This is a genomic window from Mesorhizobium sp. CO1-1-8, assembly GCF_020164875.1.
In the GTDB taxonomy this organism is placed as follows: domain Bacteria; phylum Pseudomonadota; class Alphaproteobacteria; order Rhizobiales; family Rhizobiaceae; genus Mesorhizobium.
Genome location: NZ_JAIUGZ010000011.1, coordinates 198054 through 210879, shown reverse-complemented (window position 1 = coordinate 210879; position 12826 = coordinate 198054). Strand labels below are relative to the sequence as shown.

Annotated in this window: 11 protein-coding genes; 7 read left to right on the top strand and 4 right to left on the bottom strand. The window is 62.6% G+C overall.

Annotated elements, in window-relative coordinates:
• Positions 1-252 precede the first annotated feature (252 nt).
• Positions 253-1641, top strand: a complete 1389-nt coding sequence (locus LB558_RS21930; RefSeq protein ID WP_224699446.1) for a PLP-dependent aminotransferase family protein — start codon at positions 253-255, stop codon at positions 1639-1641.
• A 16-nt stretch (positions 1642-1657) separates the two neighbouring features.
• Complete coding sequence (locus tag LB558_RS21925; protein ID WP_224699445.1) at positions 1658-2899, top strand: NAD(P)/FAD-dependent oxidoreductase; 1242 nt, start codon at positions 1658-1660, stop codon at positions 2897-2899.
• Between the two features lie 503 nt (positions 2900-3402).
• Here LB558_RS21925 and LB558_RS21920 read toward each other — a convergent pair.
• Together LB558_RS21920 and LB558_RS21915 are read right to left on the bottom strand one after the other, a co-directional pair.
• Positions 3403-3765, bottom strand: coding sequence for a hypothetical protein (locus tag LB558_RS21920; protein WP_224699444.1), 363 nt, complete (start codon positions 3763-3765; stop codon positions 3403-3405).
• A 132-nt stretch (positions 3766-3897) separates the two neighbouring features.
• Positions 3898-5013, bottom strand: coding sequence for a substrate-binding domain-containing protein (locus tag LB558_RS21915; protein WP_224699443.1), 1116 nt, complete (start codon positions 5011-5013; stop codon positions 3898-3900).
• A gap of 483 nt (positions 5014-5496) precedes the next feature.
• On the opposite strand from LB558_RS21915, the gene LB558_RS21905 reads away from it, so the two are divergent.
• The 3 genes from LB558_RS21905 to ligD (LB558_RS21895) are packed head-to-tail and all read left to right on the top strand — an operon-like array spanning position 5497 to position 8242.
• Positions 5497-6363, top strand: a complete 867-nt coding sequence (locus tag LB558_RS21905; protein ID WP_224699442.1) for a Ku protein — start codon at positions 5497-5499, stop codon at positions 6361-6363.
• A 12-nt stretch (positions 6364-6375) separates the two neighbouring features.
• Positions 6376-7185, top strand: a complete 810-nt coding sequence (locus LB558_RS21900) for a Ku protein (RefSeq protein ID WP_224699441.1) — start codon at positions 6376-6378, stop codon at positions 7183-7185.
• Between the two features lies 1 nt (position 7186).
• Entirely contained in the window at positions 7187-8242 is a 1056-nt protein-coding gene (gene ligD / locus LB558_RS21895) for a non-homologous end-joining DNA ligase (protein ID WP_224699440.1), read from the top strand.
• On the opposite strand, the gene ligD (LB558_RS21890) is transcribed toward ligD (LB558_RS21895), so the two are convergent.
• Entirely contained in the window at positions 8243-10888 is a 2646-nt protein-coding gene (gene ligD / locus LB558_RS21890; RefSeq protein WP_224699439.1) for a DNA ligase D, read from the bottom strand.
• A gap of 452 nt (positions 10889-11340) precedes the next feature.
• Here ligD (LB558_RS21890) and LB558_RS21885 point away from each other — a divergent pair, with 452 nt between their 5' ends.
• A complete protein-coding gene (locus tag LB558_RS21885) occupies positions 11341-11523 on the top strand; it encodes a DUF3606 domain-containing protein (RefSeq protein ID WP_224699438.1) in 183 nt (60 codons plus the stop codon).
• The gene (xth, locus tag LB558_RS21880; protein WP_224699437.1) at positions 11524-12321 is read left to right on the top strand and encodes an exodeoxyribonuclease III; all 798 of its coding nucleotides are present in this window, start codon (positions 11524-11526) and stop codon (positions 12319-12321) included.
• A gap of 23 nt (positions 12322-12344) precedes the next feature.
• On the opposite strand, the gene LB558_RS21875 is transcribed toward xth, so the two are convergent.
• Complete coding sequence (locus tag LB558_RS21875) at positions 12345-12794, bottom strand: helix-turn-helix domain-containing protein (protein WP_263495352.1); 450 nt, start codon at positions 12792-12794, stop codon at positions 12345-12347.
• Positions 12795-12826: the final 32 nt, after the last annotated feature.

Genomic DNA, 12826 nt, shown 5'->3' with positions numbered 1-12826 from the left:
TGCGATTTGCGAACCATGCCTCGTCCTCCCGAATTAGCGCGCCTCAAAAACGCACCATCCAACTTGTATGATCACACAACTGATCTCGACTCGACCATAGATGCACACAAGTTTGTTCGTCAAGCTGGTTTTCGCATGCTTGAGTGATAATGTGCTAGGAGATTTGCAGCTTCGCGTCAGACAAGCTCTATTGTATGAGATATTGTCTTATGCTAGATGCGCCATACATGTCACCCGCAGTCGAATTCCCGCATGCTTGAAGACCTTCGTCTCGCCACGGATGAAAGCCCGGTCTATCGCCGTCTTGCCGACGCGATCGCCGAGCGCATCGCCGCCGGCACGCTGGCGGTGGGCGACCGGCTGCCGCCGCAGCGCGACATAGCACGGGCACTGGGCATCAACGTCACCACGGTGACGCGGGCGCTGTCGACGCTGCAGGAGCGGGGGCTGCTCGAAGCGCGGCCGGGGCGGGGCACGACGGTGGCCGCGCGCGACTCCGGTGAGCGGCCGGGCTTCGTCTCGGCGCCGAGCGAGCAGAGCGGCATCATCGACCTCTCCGTCAACCGGCCGGCGACCTCGGCCTATCTCGATGCGGTCGCCGCCCTTCTGCCGCGCTTGTCCAAGGACCGGCACTACGCCTCGCTGCAGGACTATCACCCGCCAGAGGGGCCGCTGTGGGCGCGCGTGGCGATCGCCGACTGGCTGAAACCGGCCGCGGGCGAGGGCGACCCCGGCCGCGTCGTGTTGGCGGCGGGCGCCCAGCATGGGCTCGATTGCCTGCTTGGCGCGGTGACGAGGCAAGGTGAGGTGGTGCTGGCGGACGAGGTGACCTACCAGGGAATCAACGCGCTCTGCCGCGTGCATGGGCTGGATTTGCGCGGCGTCGCCATGGATCGCGGCGGCATGCGGCCCGATGCCTTCGAGGCCGCCTGCGCGCAGCTTCGGCCTCGCGCGGTGTTCCTGGTGCCGACGCTGCACAATCCCACCACGATCACGCTCTCGGAACAGCGCCGCCGTGAACTCGCGGCGGTGGCGCGCCGCCACAACGTCCTGATCATCGAGGACGACGTCTACCGGCCGCTGGCCGATGATGCCTTGCCCTCCTTCGCGAGCCTGGAGCCGGAGCTGACGGTGCATATCGGCGCGCTGTCGAAATGCCTGGCGCCTGGCCTCAGGCTCGGCTTCGTCATCGCGCCACGCGCCATTGCCGGCCAGGTCGCGGCGGCGCTGCGCATCAATTGCTGGAGCATTAGTCCGCTGACGGCGCTGATCGGGGCGCGGTTGATCGAGGATGGCTCGGCCCAGCGCATCATCGAGGTGCAGAAACAGGAACTGCGGCAGCGCCAGGCCATATTGAGCGAAATCCTCGGCCGCTACGACGTCCAGAGCCAGCCGAGCGCCACCCATGCATGGCTGCGGCTGCCCGAACCCTGGCGCGGTGCCGGCTTTGCCCGCACCTGCCTGGAGCGCGGCGTCGCCGTGCTGCCGGGCGATGCCTTCGCGGTCGGCCGCGAGCCGGTGCAGCACGGCGTGCGCATTAATGTGGGCGCCGCACGCTCGCAAGAGGATTTGCGCACCGCTCTGGCGAGCATGGCCGAGCTTTTGTCGGCGGGCCATCTGCAACTGCCGGGTTTTGTGTGATTTCGGGAAGCAGCCAGTGACACATGAAAGCGTCGAGATCGCCGTTGTCGGGGCAGGCGTGATCGGACTGGCGACGGCGTTGCGCCTTGCGGCGGAAGGCCGCGAGGTGCTGCTCATCGACCCCAACGAACCGGGCTCGGGCGCCTCGTTTGGCAATGCCGGGACGCTGGCCGAATATGCCTGCATGCCGGTCGGCAATCCGGGCGTTCTGCGTGCCCTGCCGAAGCTGCTGCTCGATTCCGATAGTCCGTTCTCGCTGCGCTGGACGGCGCTTCTGCATCTGGCGCCATGGCTAATCCGGTTCGTACGCCAGTCGCTGCCGTTGGCCACGCGCGCCAACGCCTTGGCGATGGCGGGCCTTCTGGCGGACGCGCTGCCGACCTGGGAGGAGATGGCCGCCGAGGCTGACGCCGGCGACCTTTTGCGCCGCAAGGGCTGCCTCTATCTCTATCGCCGTCCGGGCGACCTTGCCGAGGGTGCTCCGAGCCGCTCGCTGCGCGCCGATTTCAGCGTCGACCAAGCGGTGCTAACGCCGCAGGAAGTGGCGGCATTGGAACCGAACCTGCCGGCGGTGGCGGATGGAGGACTGTTCTTTCCGCAGTCGATGAACCTGACCGATCCCCAAGCGATGATGACGCGGCTCCTCAAAGCGGCAACAAGCCGAGGTGCCGTGCTGCAACGCGCCGAGGTCGCAGGACTGCGGGCCGATGACGGCGGTGTCGAACTCAGCGGCCCCGGCTTGCGGGTCCGAGCGAAAAAGGCGGTGATTGCCGCCGGCGCCTTCTCGCGGCCGCTGGCCGCGCAGGCCGGCGACAGCATCCCGCTGGAGACCGAGCGCGGCTATCACCTGGAGTTCCCGGTCGAGACGCCGCTGCTGACGCGGCCGGTGTGTCCGGTCGATCTCGGCTTCTACATGACCCCGATGGCAGGCCGGCTGCGCGTGGCCGGCACGGTTGAGCTTGGCCGGCCGGCCTCGCCACCCAATCCGCGCCGGCTGGCGTTGCTCGACCGAGGCGTGCGCCAGTTCTTTCCGACGCTCGGCCAGCCATCCTCGCAATGGCTGGGCTTCCGGCCGTCGTTGCCGGATTCCCGACCCGTGATCGGCCCATCGGCGCGTAATCCGAACGTCATCTACGCCTTCGGCCATGGTCACCTCGGGCTCACCCTAGCAGCAGTTACTGCCCGGCTCGTTGCAGATTTTGCCATGGATCGATCGGTCGGTCGCTCGCTTGCGCCGTTTGCACCTAACCGATTCTAAGTCGCACCCGTCACCGAGCCGGCTTTCGCCTGCCGCTTTCGTATTGCACCTTCAAAGAAGGCATCGTCGATGCGCGCCTGGACGTCGCCCCTGCCAAGATCATGTGTCGCGAGGTTCTCGGCGACACATGTGTCCCCATTCGCGATCGCTTCGCCAGCCTTTGACATGGCACGGCTACGTGCGCTTCTATAGGCAACGGATCGTCACAGGCCCGAAGCACTGTACAGCAGCCAAACCTTGTCCACTCGACTGGTGGTGCAGCGCTCAGTTCCGGATTGAAAAAGAGCGACGATGGTTGCCGGCCCTCATGAGTTGACATGGGCAGCGCATTCGATGCTCGCTCAGCCGAACCGATTTGGACAGAATTTGGGATGGCGATTGGATAGCATCGTCAATATTCGAGCACGACGAACAGGCCAACCGCCATCATCCAAGCGGCGATGACGAAGGAGAGACCTGGCGCGTGGCCACGGTCGCGAATGGAGCGGTCAGCGCCAGCGGATCTAGCGGACGTCCGCCAGAATCGATGCGGCCGAGCCAGGCCCGTATTCGTTTGCCTCGAACACATGATGGTGGACGCGACCTGTGAACATCGTCAGAAGATCACGGGTCACCTCGCGGCTCTGGAAGCGAACGTCTGACTCCAGCGCCTTGTTGCAAGTGTCCATGTCGCGATAGCGTATGGCGAGCGCCATGGCATAGCCCGGCGCGCCCTCGTCACGCTCCTTGCCGTCCATCACGCGCACTTCTTGCGCGCCCGGAAATTGCGTCCACAGGGGCACCAGCCGCTCCTTGACGAAGCGCCGGAATTCTTCCTCGCGACCAACGTGGATTTCACCTTCGAAGAGGGCGTAGCGAATGATCATTGGCAGGCTCCTGCGTCAATGTTGTCGTGGCGCGGGCGGCATCGCCCGCGCGTTTTGTTGAACTGGCCTGTGTTCGTTTGCAGCAGCAGCGGGCTTGCGGGCGCATGCCTGACGCGCCCGCGCCACGCGGGCTTACTTGCCCCAGATTTTCTTGTACTCGTCGCGGTAGCCGTTGGCGGGGTCAAACGAATTGTTGGGGCCGCCGTCGAACTCGACATTGTCGGCCGTCACGACATGCAATGGCGACAGATACCCCGACCATTTCTTGCCGGCGATGGCGCGGTTCAGTTCGTCGACCAGTTGCCAGCCCTGCAGGTTCAGCGGTTCGGCGACCGTCACCTTCTGGAACTGGCCGGCGCGTATGCGCTGATAGGCCGATTCCGAACCGTCGCCGGCCGCGACGTTGATCGGCGCATCGGCGCCGGCCTTGCCGGCAGCCGCGAGAGACGGCCCCATGAAATCGAAATAAAGGTCGTTGATGGCCGGCGAATGCGTCCAGGCATCGCCGTATTTCTGCAGCAGCGACGTCGTCAGCTGCGGCATGCGCTGCGAGGTCTCGGCGATCGGCGTGTCGACATACTCAAGCACCTTGCCGCCCAGCCGATCGATTTCGGCCTTCATCTTGTCGGCTTTGGCGATGGCAATGGTATAGGTCGAATCGGTGAAGATGACGACGCCTGGCTTGCCCTTGGCGTCGGCATAGGCCCAGTCTGCGGCGGCAGTGGAGACCTGCATGGCGTCGGTCGACACGTTGGCAAAGACGCCGTCTTTTTCATCGGGTCCGATTACCGGGCCGGCATGCCAGGACACCAGCGGAATGCCGGCTGCTTTCGCCTGTTCCAGCGCCGGCGCCTGCTCGACGGCATCGAAGCCGTTGATCACGATACCGCTGGGCTTGAGCGCCATCGCCTGACCGAAGGCGGCGGTGCGGCCGCCGATCGAGCCGGCACCGTCGATCACCTTGACCTCCCAACCGATCGCCTTGGCGGCTTCCTCGACACCGGTGGTGACGCCGAGAATGCCGCCGTTCTTGAGGTCGCCAGCCAAAACGACGATGGTCTTGCCCGGCTGCGCTTTCGGACCGGTGGTCGGACCGTCCCAAGCCGTGACCTTTTGCGCATACTTCTGCACGACCGCCGTGGCATCGGCCATCGCGTCCGCCCTGACCTGGCCGGTAAACAGAGCCGGTGCTGCAAGAGTGACGGCAATCAAGGCAGCGGAAGAATTCAGAAATGTCCTGCGGTGCATGTTGGTACCTCCCATTGGTTTCAAGTAATTGCGTGTTTTGGAGGTTCTATTTCGCCGAATCTGGCGGCCGGCAACACCCGAATGGTCCGAGGCCTACGCCATCCTGACCATTGCGGCGAATGCCGATGCAGAGCCGTAGCATGATCGTCAGATGGCTGTCCTGCGCCGGGACAAGCGCATAGCCTGGCTCGATCGAACTTGCCTGGAGGACGCGCTGCTCGAACCGCGTCCACCGGGAGCGTCAAGGTGCGTGTGTGGGATGGGCGGACCCAAGGCGAATTTGCGTTTCGAAGCTGATACGTGCCCGCCGCCGACTTACTCTGGATTGGTGGAAACGCGACTGCTCCAGGTCTGACTGGCAGCGGTCGGTATGAGCGCCTGGTCGAATCGGAACCCTTTGAAATAAGATTCATTTTGACTCGGAACCTTCCTGCCGAAGAGTCTCTTTATTGACTCGTATAGGTTGTGTTGGAGTGTGTTCCCATGGTTGCGGCGCGTGCGAACTGGAAGGGTTACATCAAGTTTGGAGAAGTTGCCTGCGCGGTGGCGCTCTATACCGCGGCCTCCACGTCCGAACGCATCGCCTTCAACACGCTCAATCGCGATACCGGCAACCGGGTCCGGCGGGAGTTCGTAGACAGCGAGACCGGCGACCCGGTCGAGCGGGAAGACCAGGTCAAGGGTTACGAGATAGAGAACGGGGATTTCGTCGTCCTTGAGCCGGATGAAGTTGCGGCGGCAGTTCCGGAAAGCGACAAGACGCTCAAGATCGAGGCTTTCGTGCCCTGCGACGAGATCGACGACGTTTATTTCGACAAACCCTACTACCTTGCGCCGGACAAAATGGGCGCCGATGCTTTCAGGCTGCTCCGCGACGGCATGCGTCAGGCGAAAGTCGCGGCGCTGGCGCGGACGGTGTTGTTCCGGCGGCTCCGCACAGTTTTGATCCGGCCCCATGGGAAAGGCCTGATCGGCACAACGCTGAACTTCGACTATGAGGTTCGCTCCGCCAAGGAGGCCTTCGACGACATTCCCGAGATGAAGATTGAGGGCGAGATGCTGGATCTTGCCAAACACATCATCAACACCAAGAAGGGTTCGTTCGACGCGAAGAGCTTCGACGACCGTTATGACGCGGCGGTGGCCGAACTGGTGAAGGCAAAGATCGAGGGCAAGGCATTGCCCAAGAAGAAGGCGCCGCCGGTTGCGAAGAAAAGCGACCTGCTGGAAGCCTTGCGACAAAGCGCCCGGCTGCGAGCAGGCGAGAAGCCGAAACGTGCCGCCGGTAAGACGACCAATGACCGGAAGCCCCAGCCAAAGCGTGCGGCCACCACGAAACGCGCCGCCTGATCGGAGGGTGTCATGGCAGTCCGTCCATACTGGAAAGGCTATCTGAAGCTCTCATTGGTGACCTGCCCCGTGCAGATGATGCCGGCAACGTCGGACAGCGAAAAAGTGCGCTTCCATACGCTCAATCGCGAAACCCACAACCGAGTCGTCAGTCACTATGTCGATGCCGTCACCGGCAAGGAGGTGCAGGGCGAGGATGAGGTGAAAGGCTATCAGCGCGGCGAGAACGACTACATTATCCTCGAGGAGGAGGAGCTCGAAAACGTCGCTCTCGACAGCACCCGGACGATCGATATCGACGTCTTCTCGCCACGCGATTCCATCGAGTGGATCTGGCTCGATACGCCGTACTACCTGTCGCCCAACGATCCGGTCGGCGAGGAGGCTTTCTCGGTGATCCGGGATGCCATGGCAGCAGAGGACATGGTGGGCATTTCCCGTTTGGTGATCTCGCGCCGCGAACGCGCCGTCATGCTCGAGCCGCGCGGCAAAGGCATCGTTTTGTGGACGCTGCGCTATGGCGACGAGGTTCGCGACGAAGAAACCTACTTCGGGGCGATAGACGGCGCGAAGTCCGACGCGGAGATGATGCCGCTGATCCAGCAGTTTATCAAGAAGCAGACCCGCCATTGGGACAGCAAACTCGTGTCTGACCCGGTTCAGGACAAGCTGCTGGAGATCATCGAGGCCAAGCGCAAGAAGACGAAGCGCCCGGCAAAGGCGAAGGGCGCAGAGCCCAAGGCAACCCCCAACAACGTCATCAATATCATGGATGCCTTGCGCAAGTCCGTCGAGGCGGAGAACCGTCCGGGCAAGCGCTAGGATGCGCGGTTCTTCCAAACCGGAAGCCACGCTGCTCGCGCCATCCGGCCAAACGGTCCGCTCGTGCCGCCTGCGGCAACGCAACCTTGATCAGCCCGACTTGCCATTCGATCCGATGCCGGAGCGGATCGAGCCCTGCCTCGCCCTTCTGCAGCCGAAAGTCCCAGTCGGACCGGACTGGCTTTTCGAGGTCAAATGGGACGGCTACCGCCTTGCTGTCCATATCGATCGGCAGGACGTGCGCATCCTCACGCGCGGCGGCCATGACTGGACACACAGGTTTCCGTCGATCGCGGCGTCCGCCAAGAAGATCGGCGTGCACACAGCCATCCTGGACGGCGAAGCCGTCGTGCTGGACCCTCAGGGTCGCTCGGATTTCGGGGCACTGCAAAGGTCGCTTGGCGGACGTGGCGGCAAACGAACGTCGACCGAGTCCGTCATGATGGTGTTCGACCTGCTCTATCTCGACGGACATGACCTCACCGGTTCCGAGCTGGCCGTGCGCCGTCATCTGCTCGAGGATCTGATTGTTGCGGGCGGCGACGGAGCAATCCGGCTTTCCGAGGAAGTCGAAGCCGACGGCGCCGGCCTTCTCGAGCATGTCTGTCACGCCGGCCTCGAAGGCATCATTGCGAAGCGTCGCCAGCAGCCTTATCGGTCCGGCCGCACGGGCGACTGGCTGAAGATCAAATGCATCCAGAGTGAGACCTTTAAGATAATCGGTTACGAGCTATCGGCGGCCGCCCGTGGAGGGATCGGTAGCCTGCTGCTTGCCGGGAAACGCGGAAACGATTGGGTCTATGTGGGCGCCGTCGGGACCGGCTTCAACAGCAAGGAAGCCGCCTCACTGCGAAACGCCCTCGACAGATTGAGGACGCACAAGCCGGCAGTCCCCCTGAAGGGCGAGAATCTCGTCTTCGCTCAGCCCGCGCTGATAGCCGAGATCGAATTTCGCGGTTGGAGCGACGACGGAAAATTGCGGCACGCGTCGTATAAGGGGCTGCGCGAGGTGCAGGACAACGCGGCGGTGTTCGACATGACCGACCGCGGGACCTGATCAGGCGGCCTGCTTCATCGTCTTTCCCAGCCGTTTGATGGCTGGCTCCAGAGGACGATGACCTTCGGCATAATCCTGCCAAGCCGTACTCTTCGCCAGCAAGCCGGGCACGGTGCGCAGCGTATACCGCTTCGGATCGAGATCCGCTTTGACCTGGGTCCAGGTGAGCGGCATCGACACGGTCGCGCCGGGCCGCGCTCGCGGCGACAGGGGTGCCACCGCCGTAGCCATCCGGTCATTGCGCAGATAGTCGAGGAAGATGCGCCCGTGACGCTGGTTCTTCGCCATTTTGATAAGGTAGAGCTCAGGGTTGTCACGCGCCATCGCCAGACAGACGTCGTGCGCGAAACCCTTCGCCTCCGGCCAGGTGAGCTTGCTACGCTTGGTGACGGCGAGCGGCGTCACGACATGCAGGCCCTTTCCTCCAGTCGTCTTGCAGAAGCTGACGAGCCCGAGGTGGTCCAGGCGCTCGCGCATTTCCTTAGCCGCTCGCACGACCGTGGAGAAAGGGACGTCGGGACCCGGGTCGAGGTCGAAGACCAGCCGGCCTGGCAGCTCCGGCTGCTGTGGCTCGCAGTTCCAGGGATGCAGTTCAACCGCACCGATCTGGGCCACCGCCGCGAGCCCTTCGACACGATCGATCTGCAGATAAGGTTTTCTGTCGCCGAATACCGTCACGAGTTCGAGCAGGTTGGACGTTCCCGGCATGGCGTGGCGCTGGAAGAACTGCTCGCCACCGATCCCATCCGGAGACCGAATGATCGAGCACGGCCGCCCGCGGATGTGCTCGATCAGCCACGCGCCGACTGCCTCGTAGTAGCGGGCAAGATCCTCCTTGGTAACAGGCTTACCATCGTTGGCGTCGGGCCATAGCGGCTTGTCGGGACTGGAAATCAGCACGCCCATGACATCGACCTTGCCGCCGCGGCGGGACGGTTGCGAAGATGCTGGCGTCGCCGGCTGGGGGACCCCTGTCTTGCTCGGCGACGCCGGCTTTTCGGCTTCGACTTCGGCGGCCGGCTTGTCTTCCCGCAGCCCCTTGAAGGCTGCCTGACGGACAAGCCCGTCCGAGGTCCAGCCGGCGAACTCGATTTCGGCCACGAGTTCTGGTTTTAGCCAGACGACACCGGGCTGCTTCTTCGGTGCGCCGATACCAGCGAAGGGCGAATTCGCGGTCGCAACCGCCTTCAGCTTTGGAAGCAGATCCTTGACCTTCGCCGCGCCGTAGCCCGTGCCGACGCGTCCGACATAGACCAAATGGTCGCCTCGGTTGACGCCGACCAGAAGTGACCGGAATTTGCCATGGGTCGTCGCATACGCGCCGATGACCACCTCATGGCCGGCGCGGCATTTGGACTTCGCCCACGACTCGGTGCGGCCGGAGATGTAGGGCGCGTCCGCGCGCTTCGAGACGATGCCTTCCAGCGACAGTCTGCAGGCTGAGCGCAGCACCGCCTCCCCGCCGGTTTCGAAATGCTCAACGAAACGAAGGCGGGCGTCGTCGCCGGCGTCGGATAAGAATTGCTGCAAGCGAGCCTTCCGTTCCGACAGCGGCAACGCACGCAAATCCTCGCCGCCTTCGAACAGCAGATCGAACGCGAAATAGACTAGGGCGTCGGTCTTGCCTTCTGATAGCGCGGCCTGAAGGGCGGCGAAGTCCGGAGCACCATTCTCATCCAGTGCGCAAATCTCGCCATCGACGATCGCATCCGGCAGATCGCCGGCGGCGCGTGCGATCGCAGGATATTTTGCCGTCCAGTCCAGACCCTTCCGCGTCTTCAGCGTAGCCTCGTCATCGAGAACACGCATCTGAATGCGATAGCCGTCGAACTTGATCTCGTGCAGCCATCCGCTTCCCGATGGGGGACGGGCAAGGGTTTCGCAGAGTTGCGGCGCAATGAAGTCGGGCAGATCGACAGGACTGGTCGCATGGGACTTCTTCTTACCGTGAGGTGTTGCCTTGCGCTCCTGGGCCGCCAGCCCGGTACGGCTATCCCACACCGCATCGGCTTCCACCTTGCTTACCTGCAGCATGAACGGTTTGGGCTTGCGGCCTTTTCCGGAAGCAATCGCCTCCATTGTGCGGCCGGAAGCCACGGAGGTGTCGTTCTCTTCCAATACGGCGGCGCCATTATCTTCCACCGAGAACTCGTCCCGATGTTTGATCAGCAGCCAGTTGGTGCGTTTGCCTCGCTCGCGGTCGTTGGCCATGCGCACAAGCACGAAGCTGCCATGCAGCCGCTCTCCTTCCAGCGTGAACTTGAAGTCGCCTTTCGCGAGTGCTTGTTCGGGGCTCTTCTTTCCCTCTGGCTCCCAATAGCCGCGGTCCCACAGCATCACCGTGCCGCCGCCATACTGCCCCTTCGGAATCGTGCCTTCGAAATCGCCATAGTCGAGCGGATGGTCTTCCACTTCGACGGCAAGCCGCTTGTCATGCGGATCAAGCGACGGGCCGCGGGTCACAGCCCAAGATTTGAACACGCCATCCAGCTCGAGACGCAAGTCGTAGTGCAGTCGAGTGGCGTCATGTTTCTGGATGACGAACCGCCGCCGATTCGATGGTTTGATCGCTTCCTTACCGCTCGGTTCATGCGTAAGCTCGAAGTCGCGCTTGGCTTTGTACTTTGAGAGCTTGTCGGTCGCCATCTATTCCTCGGACGTAGGTTACCTCTCGAAGAAATGATCCGGACTGACAAGAGGTTCCTTGAGCAGAGCGAGGCGCCGATGCCTCGCTCCAACACGTCCATGCTCGTGCTATCAGCAAGCGACTGTGCCCCCGATGCGCGCAGGAGGAATAATCGTGGCTTCTCATAGCCATATCCTCCGAAATGCAACATGGTCGAAGCAGCGGCGCAGCGTCCCTGCGACGCCGATTTGCCGGGCCTCGTGGCCCCAATGGCACACGATTGGGGAGCACCGAAAATGTCGGTCAAGACGGCGTGTTGAAATTTGAGCGGTCTTTTGCACCTCCTCAACCCTCACGATAAGGAGCCGTCGACGCGTTCTTTCCAACTTCCACATCTCTTGTTGTTCTGGGATTGAACCCGGAGAGTCCGGTCGCGTTGTGAAGCATTGAAGCAGCAAACCAGGAGGAAGAGATGTCCAATAATCAAACGACGCGTGGCCGCAACCAGGATCGCGCCAAGGTCGCCGGCGGGCAGAACCACGAAGTGAGGTACGAGGCGGGCAAGACCGGCGCCAGCAAGGATGCCGTAAAGTCGGCGGTGAAGTCGGTCGGCAACAGTCGCAAGAAGGTCGAAGGCAAGCTGGGCAAGAAGTAGATGCCCTCGGATATGGGGATCACTCGCATCGCCACCTTCAACGTGAACGGTGTCAATGGCCGCTTGCCCGTCTTGCTGCGATGGTTGGCTGAAAGCCCCAGCGACATCGTCTGCCTGCAGGAACTGAAAACATCCGACCAGAAATTTCCGATCGAGGCGATCCGCGCGGCCGGCTACGGCGCGATCTGGCACGGCCAAAAGTCCTATAACGGGGTGGCGATCCTTGCACGTGGCGTCGAACCGGTCGAACGTCGGCGAGGCCTACCAGGGGGTCTGGACGACACGCACAGCCGTTATATCGAAGCCGAGATTGACGGGTTGATCGTCGGATGCCTTTACCTGCCCAACGGCAATCCCGCGCCTGGCCCGAAGTTCGACTACAAGCTGCGCTGGTTCGAGCGGCTGATCAGCTATAGCAAGGTCCTGCTTTCGGACGGAGCGCCAGCCATTCTTTGCGGCGACTACAACGTCGTGCCGACCCCCATCGACGCGGTCGTACCGAGGCGTTGGTTGGGTGATGCCGTCTATTTCCCGGAAAGTCGGGAAGCCTATGCGGCGATGCTGCAGGATGGCTGGGTCGATGCCGTCCGGCGCATTCACCCGGAAAAGGGCGTCTACACCTACTGGAATTTTTCTTACCGCGGCGGCTACGATCGCAGCTCCGGCCTGCGGATGGACCATTTGCTGCTCAACCCATCGCTTGCCGGCCGACTCCGAAACGCCGGCGTGGATGTCGAAACACGTGGCTGGCAGAAGCCGAGCGACCACGCTCCAGCCTGGATCGAGATCGGGTCATGAGGAACGCCGGCGCTCGATCCGGATTATGTGCCGATGACTTCCCCGATACCCGCGATAAGGGCCGATACACGGGCTCGCACTCGCGGAGGCAATTGAATAAGGTGCTCGATTAGGTGTCGACCTTCTACGCTGGCAATGAAGTCCATGCGCTCATCGATCGGCAGAGCTAAAGCGTCGCGGCCACTCTCACCATTCTCCGGGAGGCCTTCGAAAAAACGACTGACGGGGACGCCCAGGGACTTGCCAATCTCGTAGATCATGGACGCACTGACCCGGTTCCGTGCGTTCTCGTATTTTTGGAGCTGTTGAAAGCTGACGCCTATCGATCGGGCAAGCTGAGCCTGGGATACGTTCGACAGCACGCGAACCGTCGCGATCTGTCTGCCGACGTGAAGATCAGCGGGGTGAGGGTCGCGCCCGATCTTTGGCTTTGGCGCTGCCCAGCAAGTATTCGAACGTTTCGGCTTCGACAAGGCTTCGATGCTCCAACAGGGTCATTCTCGGT

Bases quoted from the DNA above. Each gene is read 5' to 3' on its own strand.
- LB558_RS21930 (WP_224699446.1), top strand. From the start codon at position 253: ATGCTTGAAGACCTTCGTCTCGCCACGGATGAAAGCCCGGTCTATCGC.
- LB558_RS21920 (WP_224699444.1), bottom strand. From the start codon at position 3,765: ATGATCATTCGCTACGCCCTCTTCGAAGGTGAAATCCACGTTGGTCGC.
- LB558_RS21915 (WP_224699443.1), bottom strand. From the start codon at position 5,013: ATGCACCGCAGGACATTTCTGAATTCTTCCGCTGCCTTGATTGCCGTC.
- LB558_RS21905 (WP_224699442.1), top strand. From the start codon at position 5,497: ATGGTTGCGGCGCGTGCGAACTGGAAGGGTTACATCAAGTTTGGAGAA.
- LB558_RS21900 (WP_224699441.1), top strand. From the start codon at position 6,376: ATGGCAGTCCGTCCATACTGGAAAGGCTATCTGAAGCTCTCATTGGTG.
- ligD (WP_224699440.1), top strand. From the start codon at position 7,187: ATGCGCGGTTCTTCCAAACCGGAAGCCACGCTGCTCGCGCCATCCGGC.
- ligD (WP_224699439.1), bottom strand. From the start codon at position 10,888: ATGGCGACCGACAAGCTCTCAAAGTACAAAGCCAAGCGCGACTTCGAG.
- LB558_RS21885 (WP_224699438.1), top strand. From the start codon at position 11,341: ATGTCCAATAATCAAACGACGCGTGGCCGCAACCAGGATCGCGCCAAG.
- xth (WP_224699437.1), top strand. From the start codon at position 11,524: ATGCCCTCGGATATGGGGATCACTCGCATCGCCACCTTCAACGTGAAC.